This is a genomic window from Roseateles sp. GW821-FHT09B06 (genome assembly GCF_059418245.1).
This window is the reverse complement of the sequence record NZ_JBWKPM010000019.1, coordinates 38,175-56,526: the sequence shown is the minus strand read 5'-3', so window position 1 is coordinate 56,526 and position 18,352 is coordinate 38,175. Positions and strand designations below refer to the sequence as shown.

The 18,352-nt window shown below is 66.2% G+C and carries 14 protein-coding genes; 9 read left to right on the top strand and 5 right to left on the bottom strand.

Features of this window, described 5'->3' with window-relative positions:
• Positions 1-108 precede the first annotated feature (108 nt).
• The 4 genes from glmS (at position 109) to hsdR (ending at position 7,907) form a co-directional block, all read left to right on the top strand.
• Positions 109-1,971, top strand: a complete 1,863-nt coding sequence (gene glmS, locus AC07OQ_RS16480; protein ID WP_495054211.1) for a glutamine--fructose-6-phosphate transaminase (isomerizing) — start codon at positions 109-111, stop codon at positions 1,969-1,971.
• Between the two features lie 267 nt (positions 1,972-2,238).
• Positions 2,239-3,690: a class I SAM-dependent DNA methyltransferase gene (locus AC07OQ_RS16475; RefSeq protein WP_495054210.1), complete on the top strand. Its 1,452-nt coding sequence runs from the start codon at positions 2,239-2,241 to the stop codon at positions 3,688-3,690.
• Positions 3,687-5,507 carry a restriction endonuclease subunit S gene (locus tag AC07OQ_RS16470; protein ID WP_495054209.1) on the top strand — a complete coding sequence of 607 codons (1,821 nt, stop codon included), beginning with the start codon at positions 3,687-3,689 and terminating at the stop codon, positions 5,505-5,507. Before AC07OQ_RS16475 ends, AC07OQ_RS16470 begins: the two co-directional genes overlap by 4 nt.
• 54 nt (positions 5,508-5,561) lie before the next feature.
• Positions 5,562-7,907: an EcoAI/FtnUII family type I restriction enzme subunit R gene (gene hsdR / locus AC07OQ_RS16465; protein WP_495054208.1), complete on the top strand. Its 2,346-nt coding sequence runs from the start codon at positions 5,562-5,564 to the stop codon at positions 7,905-7,907.
• A gap of 483 nt (positions 7,908-8,390) precedes the next feature.
• Here hsdR and AC07OQ_RS16460 read toward each other — a convergent pair whose 3' ends face one another.
• The 5 genes from AC07OQ_RS16460 to AC07OQ_RS16440 form a co-directional block, all read right to left on the bottom strand.
• Positions 8,391-9,371 (bottom strand): NADPH:quinone reductase, encoded by a 981-nt coding sequence (locus tag AC07OQ_RS16460; RefSeq protein WP_495054207.1) that lies wholly within the window; start codon positions 9,369-9,371, stop codon positions 8,391-8,393.
• Between the two features lie 268 nt (positions 9,372-9,639).
• Positions 9,640-10,404 carry a slipin family protein gene (locus AC07OQ_RS16455; RefSeq protein WP_495054206.1) on the bottom strand — a complete coding sequence of 255 codons (765 nt, stop codon included), beginning with the start codon at positions 10,402-10,404 and terminating at the stop codon, positions 9,640-9,642.
• Positions 10,401-11,798, bottom strand: a complete 1,398-nt coding sequence (locus tag AC07OQ_RS16450) for an NfeD family protein (RefSeq protein ID WP_495054205.1) — start codon at positions 11,796-11,798, stop codon at positions 10,401-10,403. Before AC07OQ_RS16450 ends, AC07OQ_RS16455 begins: the two co-directional genes overlap by 4 nt.
• A gap of 19 nt (positions 11,799-11,817) precedes the next feature.
• Positions 11,818-12,027, bottom strand: a complete 210-nt coding sequence (locus tag AC07OQ_RS16445; RefSeq protein WP_495054204.1) for a dodecin — start codon at positions 12,025-12,027, stop codon at positions 11,818-11,820.
• A gap of 144 nt (positions 12,028-12,171) precedes the next feature.
• Positions 12,172-13,149 carry a LysR family transcriptional regulator gene (locus AC07OQ_RS16440; protein ID WP_495054203.1) on the bottom strand — a complete coding sequence of 326 codons (978 nt, stop codon included), beginning with the start codon at positions 13,147-13,149 and terminating at the stop codon, positions 12,172-12,174.
• 291 nt (positions 13,150-13,440) lie between these two features.
• Between AC07OQ_RS16440 and AC07OQ_RS16435 the strand changes: the two genes are divergently transcribed.
• The 5 genes from AC07OQ_RS16435 (at position 13,441) to AC07OQ_RS16415 (ending at position 18,309) form a co-directional block, all read left to right on the top strand.
• Positions 13,441-14,295, top strand: coding sequence for a (R)-mandelonitrile lyase (locus AC07OQ_RS16435; RefSeq protein ID WP_495054202.1), 855 nt, complete (start codon positions 13,441-13,443; stop codon positions 14,293-14,295).
• 43 nt (positions 14,296-14,338) lie between these two features.
• The gene (locus AC07OQ_RS16430) at positions 14,339-14,812 is read left to right on the top strand and encodes a (2Fe-2S)-binding protein (RefSeq protein WP_495054201.1); all 474 of its coding nucleotides are present in this window, start codon (positions 14,339-14,341) and stop codon (positions 14,810-14,812) included.
• 13 nt (positions 14,813-14,825) lie between these two features.
• Positions 14,826-17,063, top strand: a complete 2,238-nt coding sequence (locus AC07OQ_RS16425; RefSeq protein WP_495054200.1) for a xanthine dehydrogenase family protein molybdopterin-binding subunit — start codon at positions 14,826-14,828, stop codon at positions 17,061-17,063.
• A 62-nt stretch (positions 17,064-17,125) separates the two neighbouring features.
• A complete protein-coding gene (locus AC07OQ_RS16420; protein ID WP_495054199.1) occupies positions 17,126-17,659 on the top strand; it encodes a gamma carbonic anhydrase family protein in 534 nt (177 codons plus the stop codon).
• 197 nt (positions 17,660-17,856) lie between these two features.
• Positions 17,857-18,309: a universal stress protein gene (locus tag AC07OQ_RS16415; protein ID WP_495054198.1), complete on the top strand. Its 453-nt coding sequence runs from the start codon at positions 17,857-17,859 to the stop codon at positions 18,307-18,309.
• The last annotated feature ends 43 nt before the right edge of the window (positions 18,310-18,352 follow it).

Below are 18,352 nucleotides of genomic sequence, written 5' to 3'. Positions count from 1 at the left end.
CAGTATGGATTGTGATTGAAAATTCCACATTGCTGTTGATTATGAAATCATTGTTTTCGACGATCTGCCTACCATGAGCGCCATCAACCAGATGGAGGCAAGAAACCTATGTGCGGCATCGTCGGCGCGGTCAGTCAGCGCAATATCGTTCCCATCCTCATCGAGGGGCTGAAGCGCCTGGAATACCGCGGCTACGACTCCTGTGGCGTGGCGGTGCACCAGGGCGGCGAGCTCAAGCGCGCGCGCAGCACCTCCCGGGTGGCCGAGCTGGACGCGGCGGTGGCCGAGGACCAGATCCTGTCCGGCACCGGCATCGCCCATACCCGCTGGGCCACCCATGGAGCGCCGGCGGTGCACAACGCCCATCCGCATTTCTCGCATGGGCCGGCCGGCGCGTTGGACACCGCACCCGGCCGGATCGCGCTGGTGCACAACGGCATCATCGAGAACCACGAGGAGCTGCGCGCCGAGCTGAAGGCCAAGGGCTATGTGTTCACCAGCCAGACCGACACCGAGGTGATCGCGCATCTGGTGGACCATCTGTACGGCGGCGATCTGCTCGACGCCGTGCAGCAGGCGCTGCAGCGCCTGCGCGGCGCCTATGCGATCGCGGTGTTCTGTCGCGACGAGCCGCAGCGCGTGATCGGCGCGCGCGAGGGCTCGCCGCTGGTGCTGGGCGTGGGCGAACACGAGAACTTCCTGGCCTCCGACGCGATGGCGCTGGCCGGGGTGACCGACCAGATCGTCTATCTGGAAGAGGGCGATGTGGTGGACCTGCAGCTGGGCCGCTACTGGATCAGCCGCCGCAATGCCGAAACCGGCCGCTTCGACGCGCAGCAGCGCGAGGTCAAGACCGTGCACGCGCACAGCGGCGCGGCCGAGCTGGGCCCCTACCGCCACTACATGCAGAAGGAGATCTTCGAGCAGCCGGTGGCGATCGCCAACACGCTGGACGCGGTCACCGGCATCAGCCCGGAGCTGTTCGGCGACGGCGCCTACGGCATCTTCAAGCAGATCGACTCGGTGCTGATCCTGGCCTGCGGCACCAGCTACTACGCCGGCTCCACCGCCAAGTACTGGCTGGAGAGCATTGCCAAGATCCCTACCAGCGTCGAGATCGCCAGCGAGTACCGCTACCGCGACAGCGTGCCGAATCCGCGCACCCTGGTCGTCACGATCAGCCAGAGCGGCGAGACCGCCGACACGCTGGCGGCGCTGAAGCATGCGCGGTCCCTGGGCATGGAGCACACGCTGACCGTCTGCAATGTCTCCACCAGCGCGATGGTGCGCGAGTGCCGGCTGGCCTACATCACGCGCGCCGGCGCCGAGATCGGCGTGGCCTCCACCAAGGCCTTCACGACCCAGCTGGTGGGCCTGTTCCTGCTGACCCTGGCGCTGGCGCAGACGCGCGGCAAGCTCGACGAGGCGCAGGAGGCCGCGCACCTGAAGGCGCTGCGCCATCTGCCGGTGGCGGTGCAGGCCGTGCTGGCGTTGGAGCCGCAGGTGATTGCCTGGAGCGAGGAGTTCGCGCGCAAGGAGAACGCGCTGTTCCTGGGCCGCGGCCTGCATTACCCGATCGCGCTGGAGGGCGCGCTCAAGCTCAAGGAAATCAGCTACATCCATGCCGAGGCCTATCCGGCCGGCGAGCTGAAGCATGGCCCGCTGGCCCTGGTCACGGCCGAGATGCCGGTGGTGACGGTGGCGCCCAATGATGCGCTGCTGGAGAAGCTCAAGAGCAATATGCAGGAAGTGCGCGCACGCGGCGGCCAGCTCTATGTGTTCGCCGACAGCGACACCAGGATCGAGAGCGACGCCGGCCTGCATGTGATCCGCATGCCCGAGCATTACGGGCCCTTGAGCCCGATCCTCCATGTGGTGCCCTTGCAGCTGCTGGCGTATCACACGGCCTGCGCGCGCGGGACAGATGTCGACAAGCCGCGCAACCTCGCGAAATCGGTGACGGTGGAGTGATGGCGCTGTTGGCGGGACTTGTTGGTTGCTGACAATGAAGTTGCGAACCGAGGACGGCGGGCAAACAATAAAGTTGCGAACAGGAAGCGTGTAGCTCCTTTGACCGCTTCGTCCTTCCCATGATGCTCAAGCATGGCCCCGTCGCCAGTCAGGAGCCGCTCCCCTGTACAGTCCTGGTTTTGCCGCGCGGCTGGCATGACAGCGCGTGGGCGTTCGCCGTCTACGCATTGCAAGTACTGGGGAAGAAGATATGGACGGGCGAGGGTAATGTTTGAGCAAACCTTCAAGAACATCGACGACATCCTGCACAAGGATGCAGGTTGCACCAGCGAACTGGACTACACAGAGCAGTCGTCGTGGCTGCTGTTTCTCAAATACCTCGATGCGCTGGAGCAAGACAAGTCTGCCGAAGCCGCGCTGGAAGGTCGCGCCTACAGCTTCATTCTTGCTGAACAGTTCCGCTGGGAATCTTGGGCGGCCCCGCGCAACGCTTCGGGCGCGCTCGATCACAACGCGGCGATGTCTGGCGACGATCTTCGGGAGTTTGTCAACGGCAGGCTCTTTCCGTACTTGGCCGGCTTCAAGCAGCGCGCCAGCGGCCCGAACACCATCGAATACAAGATCGGGGAGGTCTTCGGCGAGATCAAGAACAAGGTGCAGAGCGGCTACAACCTGCGCGATGTGATCGATCTTGTGGACGAGCTGCGCTTCCGCTCGCAGACCGAGAAGCACGAGCTTTCGCACCTGTATGAAGCCAAGATCAAGAACATGGGCAACGCCGGGCGTAACGGCGGCGAGTACTACACACCGCGCCCGTTGATCCGTGCCATGATCAAGGTGCTGGACCCGCAGATCGGCGAGCGCATCTATGACGGCGCCTGTGGCTCGGCCGGCTTCCTGTGCGAGGCTTTCGACTACCTCAGCGCCAAGGCCAAGACCACGCAAGACCTGGCCACGCTGCAGACGCGTACGTTCTACGGCAAGGAGAAGAAGAGCCTCGCCTACGTCATCGCGATCATGAACATGATCCTGCATGGCATTGAAACGCCCAATGTGATTCACACCAATACCCTGGGCGAGAACATCAATGACATCCAGGAGAAGGATCGCTACGAGGTGATCCTTGCGAACCCGCCCTTCGGCGGTAAGGAGCGCAAGGAAGCACAGCAGAACTTCCCGATCAAGACAGGCGAGACGGCCTTTTTGTTCATGCAGCACTTCATTAAGTCGCTGAAGGCGGGCGGCCGTGCTGGCATCGTTATCAAGAACACGTTCCTTAGCAACATCGACAACGCCTCCACCAGCATCCGCAAGCTGCTGTTGGAAAGCTGCAATCTGCACACGGTGTTGGACATGCCCAGCGGCACATTCCAGGGTGCCGGCGTCAAAACCGTGGTGCTGTTCTTCGAGAAGGGCGCACCCACGCGCAAGGTCTGGTTTTATCAGCTGAATCCGGGCCGCAATATGGGCAAGACCAACCCGCTGAACGACGATGACATGGCCGATTTCATTGAGCGGCAGAAGACTTTTGCCGACTCGGCGCAGAGTTGGTCGGTGGATGCGGCGGGCATCGATGCGACGACTTTCGACTTGTCGGTGAAAAACCCGAACGGAGGCGATGAGGTGGCGCTGCGTAGCCCGCAGGACATTCTCGACGAGATTGCAGCACTCGACGCCGAAAGCGCGGAAGTGCTGGTGACGATTCGGGATCTGGTATGAGTGCGGGGTGGCGAACTCAGCGTCTAGGCAATCTTTGTGAGATCGTCAAAGGGCGCAAGCCGAAACTGAAGGCACAGGCGTCAGACGGTGACTTGCCGTACTTAGTCGCCAAGGTGATGCGCGGCAGCCAAGCGCCTGAGTTTGCATCTAGGAGCGATCGAAATTCGGTTTCGGTCTCAGAGGATGACACCATCATCATTTGCGACGGCTCGAACTCCGGTGAGGTATTCACTGGATTTCGAGGCATCCTGTCGTCGACTATGGGCAAGCTTGTCAAGAAAGGCGACATCGACGACGCCTATCTACGGGCATTTCTGGACTCAACTTTCGATGTGTTCAACGGTGCAAAGACCGGCGCCGCGATTCCACACCTAGACAAGGAGGCTCTGTACGCGCTGTCCTTTTCGTATCCGCCTCTAGTGGAACAGCGCCGCATCGTCGCCATCCTAGACGACGCGTTCGAGGGCATTGCTACAGCGAAGGCCAACGCCGAGAAGAACCTGCAGAACGCTCGCGAGATCTTTTCGAGTCAGCGTGAAGCCCTATTCAGCAACGGGGGCGACTGGAAAGAGGCTGTTCTTTCTGACTTGTGCGACATCAAGCACGGCTACGCATTCGAGGGCAAATTCTTCGCATCCAAAGGCGACCACGTCTTGTTGACGCCTGGCAGCTTCTTTGAATGTGGTGGTTATCGCGAGCGTGGCGAAAAGACGAAGTACTTCGTCGGTCCAATTCCCGGCGGCTACGTTCTCAGCGAGGGCGATCTGCTTGTGGCAATGACCGAGCAGGCGGCTGGGTTGCTCGGTAGCCCGTTGCTGGTGCCCGAATCCAATCGATTCCTCCACAATCAACGATTGGGTCTCGTGGCCGGCAAGGCTGGGGTGCCCTGGGTCAACGAGTTCTTTTTCCATGTCTTCAACCTCATGCGGATTCGCAAGGAAATTCATGCGACCGCGTCTGGCGTCAAAGTTAGACACACGTCGCCGAGCAAGATTGGCGGTGTCCGAGTCGCATATCCTAACGATATTGAAGAGCAGCGAGCCGTCGCTGAAAAGCTCACCGAGCTATCGTTGCAGTGCGATCAATTGGTGGACGTGTACGAACGCAAGATTGCAGCTCTGGACGAATTGAAGAAGTCCTTGCGCCACAAAGCCTTCGCCGGCCAACTGACATCCGCGAAGACCATGCCGGTCTCCGCTCTGCTGGCGCTTCCAACGACATCCCCGGAGTTCTCGGCCAACGTCATCGCTCTGGCCTACGAACGGCACAAGCGGCAGCAACGGGAAAGGACCCTCGGTCACGTCAAGGAGCAGAAGCTGCTGCATCTGGTAGAGGCCATCGCCAAGGTGGACCTGGGCCGTCACCCCATGAAGGATGCCGCTGGCCCGAATGATTTCCCGCACATGCTCAAGGCCGAAGAGTGGGCAAAGCGGAATGGCTTTTTTGAGATGGTCCAGCGCGAAGGCGGCTACGACTTCAAGAAGCTCCCGGCCTACGACCAATTGCTGGCGAAGGCGCCACAGGTGCTGGGCACGGATCTTGACCGGATCGAGTCTGTCATTGACCTGGTGATCCCAATGGACACGGTGGAGGCCGAGGTTTTGGCAACCGTGCATGCAGCATGGAACAACCTGCTGATCGATGGCGCCGAGATCACGGACGCGGCACTAATCTGGGAGGCCAGAGACGGCTGGCATACCGACAAGCTCGCCATTCCTGAGAGCAAGTTCCGGCAGGCAATTGCATTGATCCGATCCAAGGGCCTTGTGCCCGACGGAACCGGCAAATACGTGGGCGGCCAAACGTCCCTGCTATAGCGAGCCCGCGACTGCCTATCATTGCCGTGCTGCTTTTGGGAGGAAGCATCATCCATGAACGAAGCCGAAACACGCGCTGAGCATATTGACCCTGCTCTAAAGGTCGCCGGCTGGGGCGTCGTTGATGGAAGCCGAATCCTTCGTGAGCACCGCATCACAAATGGGAGGCTGCTGGGCGCTGGCAAGCGCGGCACTGCAGATGTAGCGGATTACGTGCTCGTCTACCGCAACACCAAGCTGGCAGTGATCGAGGCCAAGGCCTGGGATGTGGCCTACACCGAGGGCGTCGGGCAAGCAAAAGTCTATGCCACCAAACTGGCCGTACGCTTTACCTACGCGACCAACGGACAGGCGATCTACGGCATCGACATGGCCACTGGAGCCGAGGGTGATGAGGCGGCCTTCCCCAGCCCCGAGGAGCTGTGGGCCAAGACCTTCGCCGTGGCCAACGCCTGGCGGGACCGCTTCGCTGCCGTGCCGTTTGAAGACAAGGGCGGCACATGGCAGGGGCGCTATTACCAGGACATTGCCATCGACCGCGTGCTTGGCGCCATCGCTGGTGGGCGCGACCGCATTCTCCTGACTTTAGCAACGGGCACCGGCAAGACCTTCATCGCCTTCCAGCTGGCCTGGAAGCTGTTTCAAAGCCGCTGGAATCTGAACGACTGGAAGGAGGGCAATGCTGGCGCGCCGACGCGCCGCCCGCGCATCCTTTTCCTGGCCGACCGCAACATCCTGGCCGATCAGGCCTACAACGACTTCTCGGCCTTTGCCGAAGATGCCCTGGTGCGCATCGACCCGGACGCCATCAGGAAGAAGGGGCGTGTGCCGAAGAACGGCAACGTGTTCTTCACCATTTTCCAGACGTTCATGAGCGGCCCAGGCGATTCGCCCTACTTCGGCGACTACCCGGGTGACTTCTTCGACTTCATCGTGATCGACGAATGCCATCGCGGCGGAGCCAAGGACGAGAGTTCATGGCGAGCGATCCTGGAGTACTTTGCGCCCGCGGTGCAACTGGGGCTGACAGCCACGCCCAAGCGCACGATCAACACCGACACCTACGCCTACTTCGGCGAGCCGGTGTACCAGTACTCGCTGAAGGAAGGCATCAACGACGGCTTCCTGACGCCGTTCAAGGTGCGGCAGATCGCCACCACGCTGGATGACTACGTCTACACGCCTGACGACGAGGTAATGGCCGGCGAAGTGGAAGCGGGCAAGCGCTACGAAGAAAAGGATTTCAACCGCATCATCGAGATCAAGGAGCGAGAGGCGTATCGCGTGCAGCTGATGATGGGGATGATCGACCAGCGCGAGAAAACCATCGTCTTCTGCGCCACGCAGTTGCATGCCCTGGCCGTGCGCGACCTGATCAATCAGACCAAGACCAGCACCCAGCCGAACTACTGCGTCCGCGTGACCGCCGATGATGGTCCCCGCGGCGAGCAGGACTTGCGCGACTTCCAGGACAACGAAAAAGCCATCCCGACGATCCTGACCACCTCTCAGAAGCTTTCGACCGGCGTGAATGCCCGCAACGTGCGCAACATCGTGCTGATGCGGACGGTCAATTCGATGATCGAGTTCAAGCAGATCATTGGCCGGGGCACGCGTCTGTACGACGGCAAGGACTACTTCACGATTCTGGACTTCGTGAAGGCGCATCACCACTTCAGCGACCCGGAGTGGGATGGCGAGCCGTTGGAACCGGAGCCTCCGAAGCCGCCGCCGCAGCCACCTGGCCCGCCAGGCCCGCCATTGCCCCCACCTCCGCCTCCGCCGCCGCGGCCTGAAAAGATCAAAGTCAAACTGGCGGACGGCAAGTTCCGCCGACTCCAACACATGACGGCCACGACCTTCTGGAGTGCCGACGGCACACCGATGTCGGCAACGCAGTTCCTGGAGATCCTGTTTGGCGTCCTGCCGGAGTTCTTCAAGGACGAGGATGAGCTGCGCAAGCTCTGGAGCGCGCCGGATACTCGCAAGGCGCTGCTGACGGGGCTGGCCGACAAAGGATTCGGTCGCGACCAACTGACTGAAATGCAGAAGGTCATCGAAGCCGACAACAGCGACCTGTATGACGTGCTCGCGCATGTGTCGTATGGCACCGACCCAGTGTCACGCGCAGATCGCGCGACGGCGGCACGCGCAGCGGCCACGGCCGATCGCCTCACGGACAAGCAGCAGGCCTTTGTCGACTTCGTACTGACCCAGTACGTGAAGCAAGGGGTGGATGAGCTAGACGCCGAAAAGCTGTCGCCGCTGCTGAAGCTCAAGTACAGCGCGATTTCGGACGCCTTTGCCGAACTGGGTCAGCCGGATCAAGTTCGCCGCGTATTTGTGGAGTTTCAACGACACTTGTATGAGCGGCGCGCTGGCGCTGAGCCGTATCGCTAACCGTTGCCGTGGCCGGCCGCTCGGGCTCGAACGTACTGCATCGAGCGACCCGCCCTCCAGCAACACCTGTGCTCGCCCTTTGTTGGCAAACTGGCGAATGGGTCTTTAGCTTGCAGCTCGGCAAGTTGGAGTTCCAAAGGCAACCGCTCAACTAGCTTGCGTTCGTCGTACGTCCCTCCGTCGCAATGAATGCCCAGAAGGTCAGGCAGCGTCTCGCCTATCTCCACGCTTATGCTGGCCTGTACTGGGTAGGTCGCACGAACGCTGCGCAGGCGCCGTGACGGCTGACCGAGATGCATACCGGCCCTGCGGTCGCCATCCAGGAAATGCGCAAGCATCGCCGTGGCCCGGTGACGAATTGTGAAATGCAGCATGCCGACGAGGCCCCGTTCGACCGCGGCGCGCCTCGCCGAACCGGCCTGGCTGTGCAGCGTCGAGAAAGAAACGAGCGCTGGGCGCTTCAGGCCCAGAGGCGAGGGGCACTCACGTCACATCCACAACGACATTGCCGATCAAGCGCCCGGCCTCGACGGCCTCGTGCGCTGCGGCCACCGCGGCTAGCCCGAACCGCGCCCCGATCGCGTGCGACAGCCGTCCGCCGGCCAGCAACTGGTTCAGCCCATCGATGGCGGCACGCCGGTCTTGCGGCGCCAGGTCGTAGACCAGAAAGAAGCGCAGATTGAAGGAGTTCCACAGCAGCGTGCGAAATGGAACCGCGATATCACCGTAGGCATTCGAGCCATACGAAACCAGGCTGCCATGCGGTGCCAGTCCGCCGGCGGCCAGCAGCCGAACCGTGGTCGAAAAGTCCATGTCGACGATCGCATCCACACCGCGACCGGCGGTCAGCTGCCGAATGCGCTCGGCCATCGATTCGGTCTTGTAGCTGATCGTCGCCTCGACGCCGGCGGCCAGCGCATGCCTGGCCTTGTCCGCGGAGCCGACGGTGCCGATCACCTTCGCCCCGCCGATGACGGCGAGTTGCGCGGCATAGTGACCGACGGCGGAGGAGGCTCCGATCACGAGTACCGACCGGCCCGCGATGTCGCCCAGCAGACGTATGGCGTGAAACGCGGTCATCGCCGGAATGCCGAGACAGGCCGCCGCTGCGAAGTCGGTCGAATCGGGAAGCATCACCGCCTGGTCCTGCGGGAGCACGATGAATTCCGCGGCCGTGCCCATCGTGCGCTGCCACTGCCCGTTCCAGATCCAGACCCGTTCGCCGACGCGCCCGGGGGACACGCCTTCGCCCACGGCATCGATCACGCCGGCGCCATCGCTGTGCGGCACGATGCGTTCGCCGCCGAGCGGGCGGGCGCTTCTTGCCTTGACGTCCGAGGGGTTGACCCCCGAGGTCGCGAGCCTGACCCGAACTTCTCCCGCGGCGGGCGTTGGCGTGGGCAGTTCGCCGACCACGAGAACCTCGCGAGCCTCGCCGTTCTTCGCATACCACGTCGCGCGCATAGGGACCTCGTTTGGCTTGCGGGGTGCAGGCAGCGCCCGTTCCTGCCGGGGCTCTGGCGCAGATTACGACATCACCGAGGTCCCGGCAACGGCAGGCCCGGCCCGCCGGCGCCCGTCAATGGGCCACCCTCGGGGAGCAACGGCGGTGGTCGACGAGCTCATGCCCTGCCCATGCCCTGCGCCCGGAAGCGGCCGGAAGCGGCCGGCCGTGCATGCCGTTGCCGGCCGGAGGCCCCATCGGCATGCTCATCGCGTTGGCGCTCAAACCTCAGGGCGGCGTCTGCGCCCGGCGTTTCAGCGAGTCAAGCAGCGGCGCGACGATGTCCATCGGCAGCGGAAAAACGATGGTCGAGTTCTTGTCGGCCGCGATCACCGTCAAGGTCTCCAGGTAGCGCAGCTGGATCGCCTGAGGCTGGCGCGCCAGAATCTCGGCGGCCAGCGCCAGCTTCTCGGCGGCCTGCAGTTCGCCCTCGGCATGGATGACCTTGGCGCGCCGCTCGCGCTCGGCCTCGGCCTGGCGCGCGATCGCGCGGATCATCGACTCGTTCAGGTCGACATGCTTGATCTCGACATTGGTGACCTTGATGCCCCAGGCGTCGGTCTGGCCGTCGAGGATCTTCTGCAGGTCGAGATTCAGGCGCTCGCGCTCGGACAGCATCTCGTCGAGCGTGTGCTTGCCGAGCACGGCGCGCATGGTGGTCTGCGCGAGCTGGCTGGTCGCCGCCAGAAAATGCTCGACCTGTATCACCGCGCGCTCCGGATCGACCACACGGAAATACAGCACGGCATTGACCTTGAGCGTCACGTTGTCACGCGAGATCACGTCCTGGGCCGGCACGTCCATCACCACGATGCGCAGATCGATGCGCACCATCTGCTGGATGCCGGGGATCAGGATCACCATGCCCGGCCCCTTGACACGCCAGAAGCGCCCCAGTTGAAACACCACGCCGCGCTCGTACTCGCGCAGGATGCGCAGCGAGCTGGCCGCCAGCAGGGCCAGCAGGATGACGAAGCCGATCAACGCGATCATGTGGAGCCCTCTCCCGGTGACGCCAGCGCCGCGATCGGACTGACCTCGAGCCGCAGGCCCTCGGCGCGCGTGACGCGCACCCGCTGGCCGGCCCGCAACTGCTGGCCGGAGATGACCCTCCAGCATTCGCCGCCGACGACGGCCCAGCCCTCGCCGCCGCCGAACTCGATGACCTCGGCCGAGGCGCCGACCAGGCGTTCCGGGCCATGGGCCACCGGCCGCGCGCGCGCCTTGCCGGCCATGCGCGTGATGCCGATCACGAAGGCGGCCGAGACCAGGGCCAGGCCGGCGATCAGGGGCCGCGAAATATGGAAGCCGGGCAGGTCGCCGTCGATCAGCAGCAGCGCGCCCAGGGCGAATGCCGCGATGCCGCCCAGCCCCAGCGCGCCATAGCTGGGCACGAAGGCCTCGGCGACGAAGAAGGCGATGCCCAGCAGGATCAGGGCCATGCCGGCGTAGTTGATCGGCAGCATCTGCAGCGCCCACATGCCGACCAGCAGGCTGAGCCCGCCGATCACGCCGGGCGCGACGAAGCCCGGGTTCATGAACTCGAACAGCAGGCCGTAGATGCCCAGCATCATCAGCACCAGCGCGACGCTCGGGTCGCTGATCGCCGCGAGCAGCCGCAGGCGCCAATCCGGCTCCACCACGATGATTGGCGCCCGCGCGGTGTTCAGTTTCACGGGCGCGGCCCCCGCACCGCCGGCCACCAGCTCGCGGCCGTCGAGCTGGCGCAGCAGGTCATGGAGGTCGGCCGCGACCAGATCGATGACCTTGCGCGACAGGGCCTCGCTCGCCGCCAGGCCCGCCGACTCGCGCACCGCCTGTTCGGCCCAGGCGACATCGCGGCCGCGCAGCTGCGCCAGGCTGCGGATATAGGCGCTGGCATCATTGATGCGCTTGGCGCTCATCGTGTCGCCCTGACCGTCGGGCATCGAGGCGGCGCCCGCGGGCTGGGATGCCGGCGCCTTGGCCGGCCCCAGGGGCGGCAGGCCGATGGCGACGGGCGTCGCGGCACCGAGGTTGGTGGCCGGCGCCATCGCCGCCACATGGCTGGCATAGAGCAGATAGGTGCCGGCGCTGGCCGCGCGGGCGCCGGGCGGCCACACATACGAGGCCACCGGCGTCGGCGAGGCCAGGATGGCTTGGATGATGCTGCGCATCGCGCTGTCCAGGCCGCCGGGCGTGTCGAGCTGCAGCACGACCAGCTGGGCGCGCTCGCGCGCCGCCCGCTCGAGCACCTGCCGGATCCGATCGGCCGTGACCGGGCCGATGGCCCCCTCGATGCGCAGGACCAGCACCGGCGGGACCTCGGCGGCGGCCGCGCCGCGCGGCCCGGCACCGACGGCCAGCGCCAGCAGCAGCGCGCAAAGCCAGCCGAGGCGAAGCAGCATGGCGTGCTCCGCGAACGCCTCAGGCCTCGAGACGGAAGCCCACCTTCAGCGTGACCTGGAAGTGCGCAAGCTTCCCATCCGCCACATGGCCGCGTGTGCCGACGACCTCGAACCAGTCGATGTGGCGCAGCGTCCGGGCCGCGGTCTCGATGGCATTGCGGATCGCATCGTCGCTGCTGGTGGTGGATGAGCCCACCAACTCGACGAGCTTGTAGACATGGTCCGACATTGGGCGCTCCTCGTAGGGGGCCTGGCGGCAGATCGGGCGATGCCAAGCTGCCGGGCCGAAGACAATGCACCATCGCAATTGCAGCGTACACCCGCGCGACGCCACACGCCAGACGCCTTGTCGCGCACCACGGTGATGCGGCGTTCAGCCGGCCGAGGAGGAAGAAGCCCGGCGCCCCTTCGCTTCGGCGGCGGCAAGCTCCTTGGCGCCGAGCACGAACTCGGTACTGCCCGTCAGCCGTTCGATGGCCAGGTCGATGAAGGCCCGCACGCGTGCCGGCTGAGCCGTCCGGCTGCCCCAGTAGATGTGGAGCCCATGCTGGTCGAGCATATGCTTGACCAGCAGCGGTACCAGCCGGCCATCGCGTATCAGCGCCGCGGCCGTCACGCCGGTCAGCACGCCGATCACCTGCCCGGCCAGCACGGCCTCGATCTCCAGCTCCTCGTCGTTGGTGCTGAAGGACGGCGCCATCTCCTGATCCACCATGGCGTCGCCCACCTTGAGGTGCCAGGGCATGATCCGGCCGGTCGCCGGATGGCGGAATACGCTGCAGCGGTGATCGGCCAGATCCGCCAGCCGGGTCGGTGCCCCGTGACGCCGCAGATAGGCCGGCGATGCGCAGATGATCAGCTGCAGCGCAAACAGCCGGCGCGCCACGACGCCCTCGGCGGTCGACATGCCGACCCGGAACCCGACATCCACTCGGTCCTCGACCCAGTTGCCGATGCGGTCCTCCATCTGCACCTCGGGCCGGATCTCGGGGTAGCGCTCGCAGAACTCGGCCAGCAGCGACCAGATCACGGGCCGGAAGGTGGAGCGCGGCCCGATGATGCGCAGCGGCCCGGCGATCTCGTCCTTGACCCGGCGCACGCCCTGCAGGGCGCGCTGCAGGCCCTGCAGCGGTGGCTGCACCGATTCGAGGAACTGCCGGCCCTCCGCCGTCAGCGACATATTGCGTGTCGTGCGATGGAACAGCCGCACCCCCAGGTGCTGCTCCAGTTGGGCCAGCGCCTGGCTCGCGGCCTGCGGCGTGACGCCCTGGCTGGCCGCCGCGCGACGCAGGCTGCCCAGCTCGGCGGTCTGGATGAAGGTGGTGATGGAGCGCAGCTCGTTGATGGGCATGGCGCTTCATCTTAGGCGTCCCGGGTTGCGTATTGGCAAGTTTCAATTGCCAATCTTTCAAGGAAACAAGGGCTAGTTGATTGCGAATCTATTTTCTACAGTTCGCTCAGCCCGAGGGGTGAACGGACCGTGCAGCCGGCCGCAACCTCGCCCCACCGACCCGGAGCCGAGCCCGCTCATGTCCGCGCGACAAGCCCCCACCGCCCACCGTTCCACGCCATCGGCCGCGCTGGACATCGCCATCGCCGCGCTGCAACGGCAGCAGGCGCCCCGAGCCCCCAAGGAGATCCCATGCGAAAAACGCTCAGCGCCGTCGGCAGCGCCTTGCTGATGTCCGGCCTCGGTGCGGCCCAGGCCCAAGGCGGCGGCGCGCCCGCCGCGCAGCCGGCCATCTCCGCCACGGTGCCCAACATCACAAGCCCGGAGGAACGTCCGGCCTTCGACGGCGCGCCGGACAACTTCAGCGGCCGGGTGCGCGTCGAGATGCTGCTGTCGGCCCATGCGCCGGCGCGCGCCTCGGGCGGCTCGGTGAGCTTCCAGCCCGGCGCCCGCACGGCCTGGCACACGCATCCGCTGGGCCAGACCCTGATCGTCACGGCCGGCGTCGGCCGGGTGCAGTTCTGGGGCGGCCCGATGCGCGAGATCCGGCCCGGCGACGTGGTGTGGATTCCGCCGGGCGTCAAGCATTGGCATGGCGCCACGCCGGGCAGCTCGATGACGCATATCGCGATCGCCGAACAGCTGGACGGCCGCAGCGTCGGCTGGATGGAGCCGGTCAGCGACGCGCAGTACGGCATCCCGGCAGCAGCCACCGCCGCTCCCGCCGCGCCCACCCAGCCTTCGGCGGCCCAGCGCCTGCTGGGCGACATCGCGCCGGGCCTGGCCCAGCTGACCGACGACGTGCTGTTCGGCGATGTCTGGCGCCGCCCCGGCCTGGCCAGGCGCGATCGCAGCCTGGCCACGGTCAGCGCGCTGATCGCGCTGAACCGGCCCGACCAGCTGCGCTCGCACCTGGCGCTGGCCAGGCAGAACGGTCTGAGCGAGCAGGAGCTGGTCGAGGCCATCACCCATCTGGCCTTCTACGCCGGCTGGCCCAGCGCGGTGACCGCGGCGGGCATCGCGCGCGAGGTCTTCCGCAAGCCCTGACCCTTTTTCCTGTCCCTTCTCTCTACACCCACAGGCCATCACCATGACCCAGCTCAACGTCAACGGCCGGGAGCACCGGCTCGACGCCGATCCCGAGACCCCCATCCTCTGGGCCCTGCGCGACGGCTTGGGGCTGACCGGCACCAAGTTCGGCTGCGGCGCGGCGCTGTGCGGCGCCTGCACCGTGCACCTGGACGGCGCGGCGATCCGCTCCTGCATCACGCCGGTCTCGGCGGCCCGGGGCCGCCGGATCATCACGATCGAGGCGCTCACCGCCGGCGACGACCGGGTCGGCGCGGCCGTGCATGCCGCCTGGGTCAAGCATGACGTCGCGCAGTGCGGCTATTGCCAGAGCGGCCAGATCATGAGCGCCAGCGCCTTCCTGAGCGCGCTGCCGCGCGGCAAGCAGCCCAGCGCCGCCGAGATCGACGCCGCCATGGCCGGCAATATCTGCCGCTGCGGCACCTATGCCCGCATCCGCGCCGCCGTGGCCGACGCCGCGCGCCACCTCGCCTGAAGGAGCCGCCACCATGCTGTCCACTCCCATGTCCCATGAGATGCCGCAGGCGCTGGCGCACATCCTCGCGCGCGAACAGGAAGGCGCTGCCGGCGCCGCGCTGCCGCGCCGCAGCTTCCTGAAGCTGGCCGGCCTCGGCGGGCTCGCGCTCGGCGCGTTCCCGCTGCCGGCCGGCGCGCAGCCCGCCGCCGCCAACGCGCTCAAGCCGCTGCAGCAGCCGGCCTCCTTCGTGCATATCGCGCCCGATGGCATGGTCACCATCACCGTGAACCGGCTGGAGTTCGGCCAGGGCGTGCACACCGGGCTGCCGATGATCCTGGCCGAGGAGCTGGATGCCGACTGGAGCCGGGTACGCGCCCGCCTGGGCAGCAACGACCCGGCCTATGCCGACCCGCAGACCGGCATGCATATCACCGGCGGCTCGCGGGCCGTGCGCAGCAGCTTCACGCAATACCGCGAGCTCGGCGCCCGGGCCCGGGCGATGCTGCTGTCCGCCGCCGCGGCACGCTGGAACGTGGCGCCGGCCACCTTGCGCACCGAGGCCGGCCGGGTGCTGGGCGCCGACGGGCGCAGCCTGGGCTATGGCGAGCTGGCCGAGGCGGCGATGGCGCTGCCGGTGCCCGAGCAGGTGACGCTGAAGGACCCCAGGGACTTCCGCCTGATCGGCCGCCCGACCGGCAGGCTGGACGCGCCGGCGAAGAGCAGCGGGCGCCAGGACTTCGGCATCGACATGCGCCTGCCGGGGCAGCTGACGGCCGTCGTGGCGCGCCCGCCGGTGTTCGGCGCCCGGCTGATCGCGGTCGACGCCGCGCAGGCCCGTGCGGTGAAGGGCGTGCGGGCCGTGCTGCGCGTGCCGCTGGACCGCGGCGCCGAGGGCGTGGCCGTGGTGGCCGACGGCTACTGGCCGGCGCGCCAGGGCCGCGACGCCCTAAAGCTGCAATGGAACACCGAGGCGGTGGAGAAGGTGGACAGCACGCGCCAGCTGGCCCAGTACCGGGCAATGGCCGGCCAGGCGGGAGCGCGCCAGTTCGACGCCGACATGGCGCCGCTGGAGGGCGCGCCGCACCGCATCGAGGCCGAGTTCCAGTTTCCCTATCTGGCCCACGCACCGATGGAGCCGCTCAACTGCACGGTCCGCATCGCCCGGGACGGCGCCGAGCTGTGGCTCGGCACGCAGTTCCCGGGGCTGGACGGCGTGGCCGCGGCGCGCGTGCTGGGGCTGAGGCCGGAGCAGGTCAGGGTGAACGTGCAGATGGCCGGCGGCGGCTTCGGCCGGCGCGGCGTCGGCACCAATGACTATGTGGTCGAGGCCTGCGAAATCGCCAAGGCCGCGCGCGCGGCCGGGCTGGACGCGCCGCTGCGCACCCTGTGGAGCCGCGAGGACGACATCCGCGGTGGCTACTACCGCCCGATGCACCTGCACCGCGCGCGCATCGGCTTCGATGCCGGCGGCCGGGTGCTGGCCTGGGACCATGTGATCGTCGGCCAGTCCATCACGACCGGCACCCTGTTCGAGAGCGCGATGGTGAGGAACGGCATCGACCGCAGCACGGTCGAGGGCATGCGCGAGCCCTATCCGCTGCCGATGCGCCTGACCGTGCACCACCCCAGGCTCAATGTGCCGGTGCTCTGGTGGCGCAGCGTGGGCTCGACGCACACCGCCTTCGCGATGGAGACCTTGATCGACGAGATCGCCCGCACGACCCAACAGGATCCGGTGGCCTACCGGCTGCGCCTGCTCGGCGACCAGCATCCCCGCCACCGCAGCGCGCTGCTGCTGGCGGTCGAGCGCAGCGGCTATGGCAAGACGCCGCTGCCGCGCGGGCGCGCCTGGGGCGTGGCCATGCACGAGTCCTTCGGTTCGGTCGTCGCCTATGTCGTCGAGGCCTCGCTGCGGGACGGCCGGCCGGTGCTGAACCGCGTGACCGCCGGCGTGCATTGCAATCTGGCGGTGAACCCGCGCTCGGTGGAGGCCCAGGTGCAGGGCGCGGCGCTGATGGGCCTGTCGATGTGCCTGCCCGGGGCCGCGATCACGCTGAAGGACGGCGTGGTGGAGCAGAGCAACTTCGGCGACTTCGCGCCGCCGCGCATCACCGACATGCCGGAGATCGCCGTGCACATCGTGCCCAGCGCCGAGCCGCCGACCGGCATGGGCGAACCGGGCCTGCCGCCGCTGGCGCCGGCCTTCGCGAACGCCGTCGCCCGGCTGACCGGCAAGCCGCAGCGCAAGCTGCCGTTCGAGCCGGCCTGAGCGTGGGGGCGCATGGCATTGAGGAGACAATGCGCCGATAGCCGCTTCGCTCGTCGCCGACCATGCCCTTGACTTCCTACCTCGCTGCCCACCCTCGGCTCTCCGAAAGCACCTATGTGCACGCCTCGGCGCAGGTGATCGGCGAGGTCCAGATCGGGCGCGACAGCTCCGTGTGGTGCAACGCGGTGCTGCGCGGCGATGTGAACCGCATCGTGATCGGCGCTTGCAGCAACATCCAGGACTTCGCGATGGGGCATGTCTCGCACCGGCATCCGCGCCAGCCCGAAGGGTCGCCGTTGATCATCGGCGACTACGTCACCGTGGGCCACTCGGCCATCCTGCATGGTTGCAGGATCGGCAACGAATGCCTGATCGGGATGGGAACGATCGTCATGGATGACGTCGTGATCGGCGATCGGGTGATGGTCGGCGCGGGCAGCCTGGTGCCGCCCGGCAAGGTGCTGGAGAGCGGTTGGCTCTATGTCGGCCGGCCGGCGCTGCCCGTGCGGGCGCTCAATGCCGATGAACTGGCGTATCTCAAATACTCGGCCGAGCATTACGTGCGGGTGAAGGCCAATTACATGGATCAGGGGTGAGCCGGCGCTTGGCAAGGCGGCGCTGGAAGTTCAGAATCGAAACGGCTATTCGACGGTCGGCATCGTGAGATGCCAGGCGCGGGCGGTCACTGGAAACGGAGCGCGCATAGCCCAAGCGGCCGGATCGCGGGTAGCTCGGCAGCCACCCTGGCTGCGGCACATGGTGGCTGGTGTCCAACAAGACCCCGGAGCTCATCATGTTCAAGCATATTCTGCTCCCTACCGATGGATCACCGTTGTCGGAGTTCGCGATTGCCAAGGGCTTGGCATTTGCGAGAACCCATGGTGCAAAGGCCACCGGCGTATATGTCACGCCGAAATTTCATCTGTTGACCTATCGTGCCGACGATATCGAGGAGTCGCGTCAGCAGCATGAGGTCGACGCGAAGAAACATGCCGACCAGTATCTGACAAGCTTGGCTCGGGCCGCGGAGGCTGCGGGGGTGCCTTGCGACACGGTTGCCGTGACCGGTGACCACCCTTACGAGGGGATCATCGCCACGGCGCAGGAGCGCCACTGCGATCTGATCGTCATGGCCTCGCATGGCCGCAAAGGGCTGCAGGCCATGCTTCTCGGCAGCGAAACCAACAAGGTGCTGACCCACACTCAATTGCCGGTGCTGGTGCTCCGACCGGAACTCGGCGCATGAGTCGCGGCGCGTGCGGCCAGGGCCGCTCGCTGCCGGGCGCGTG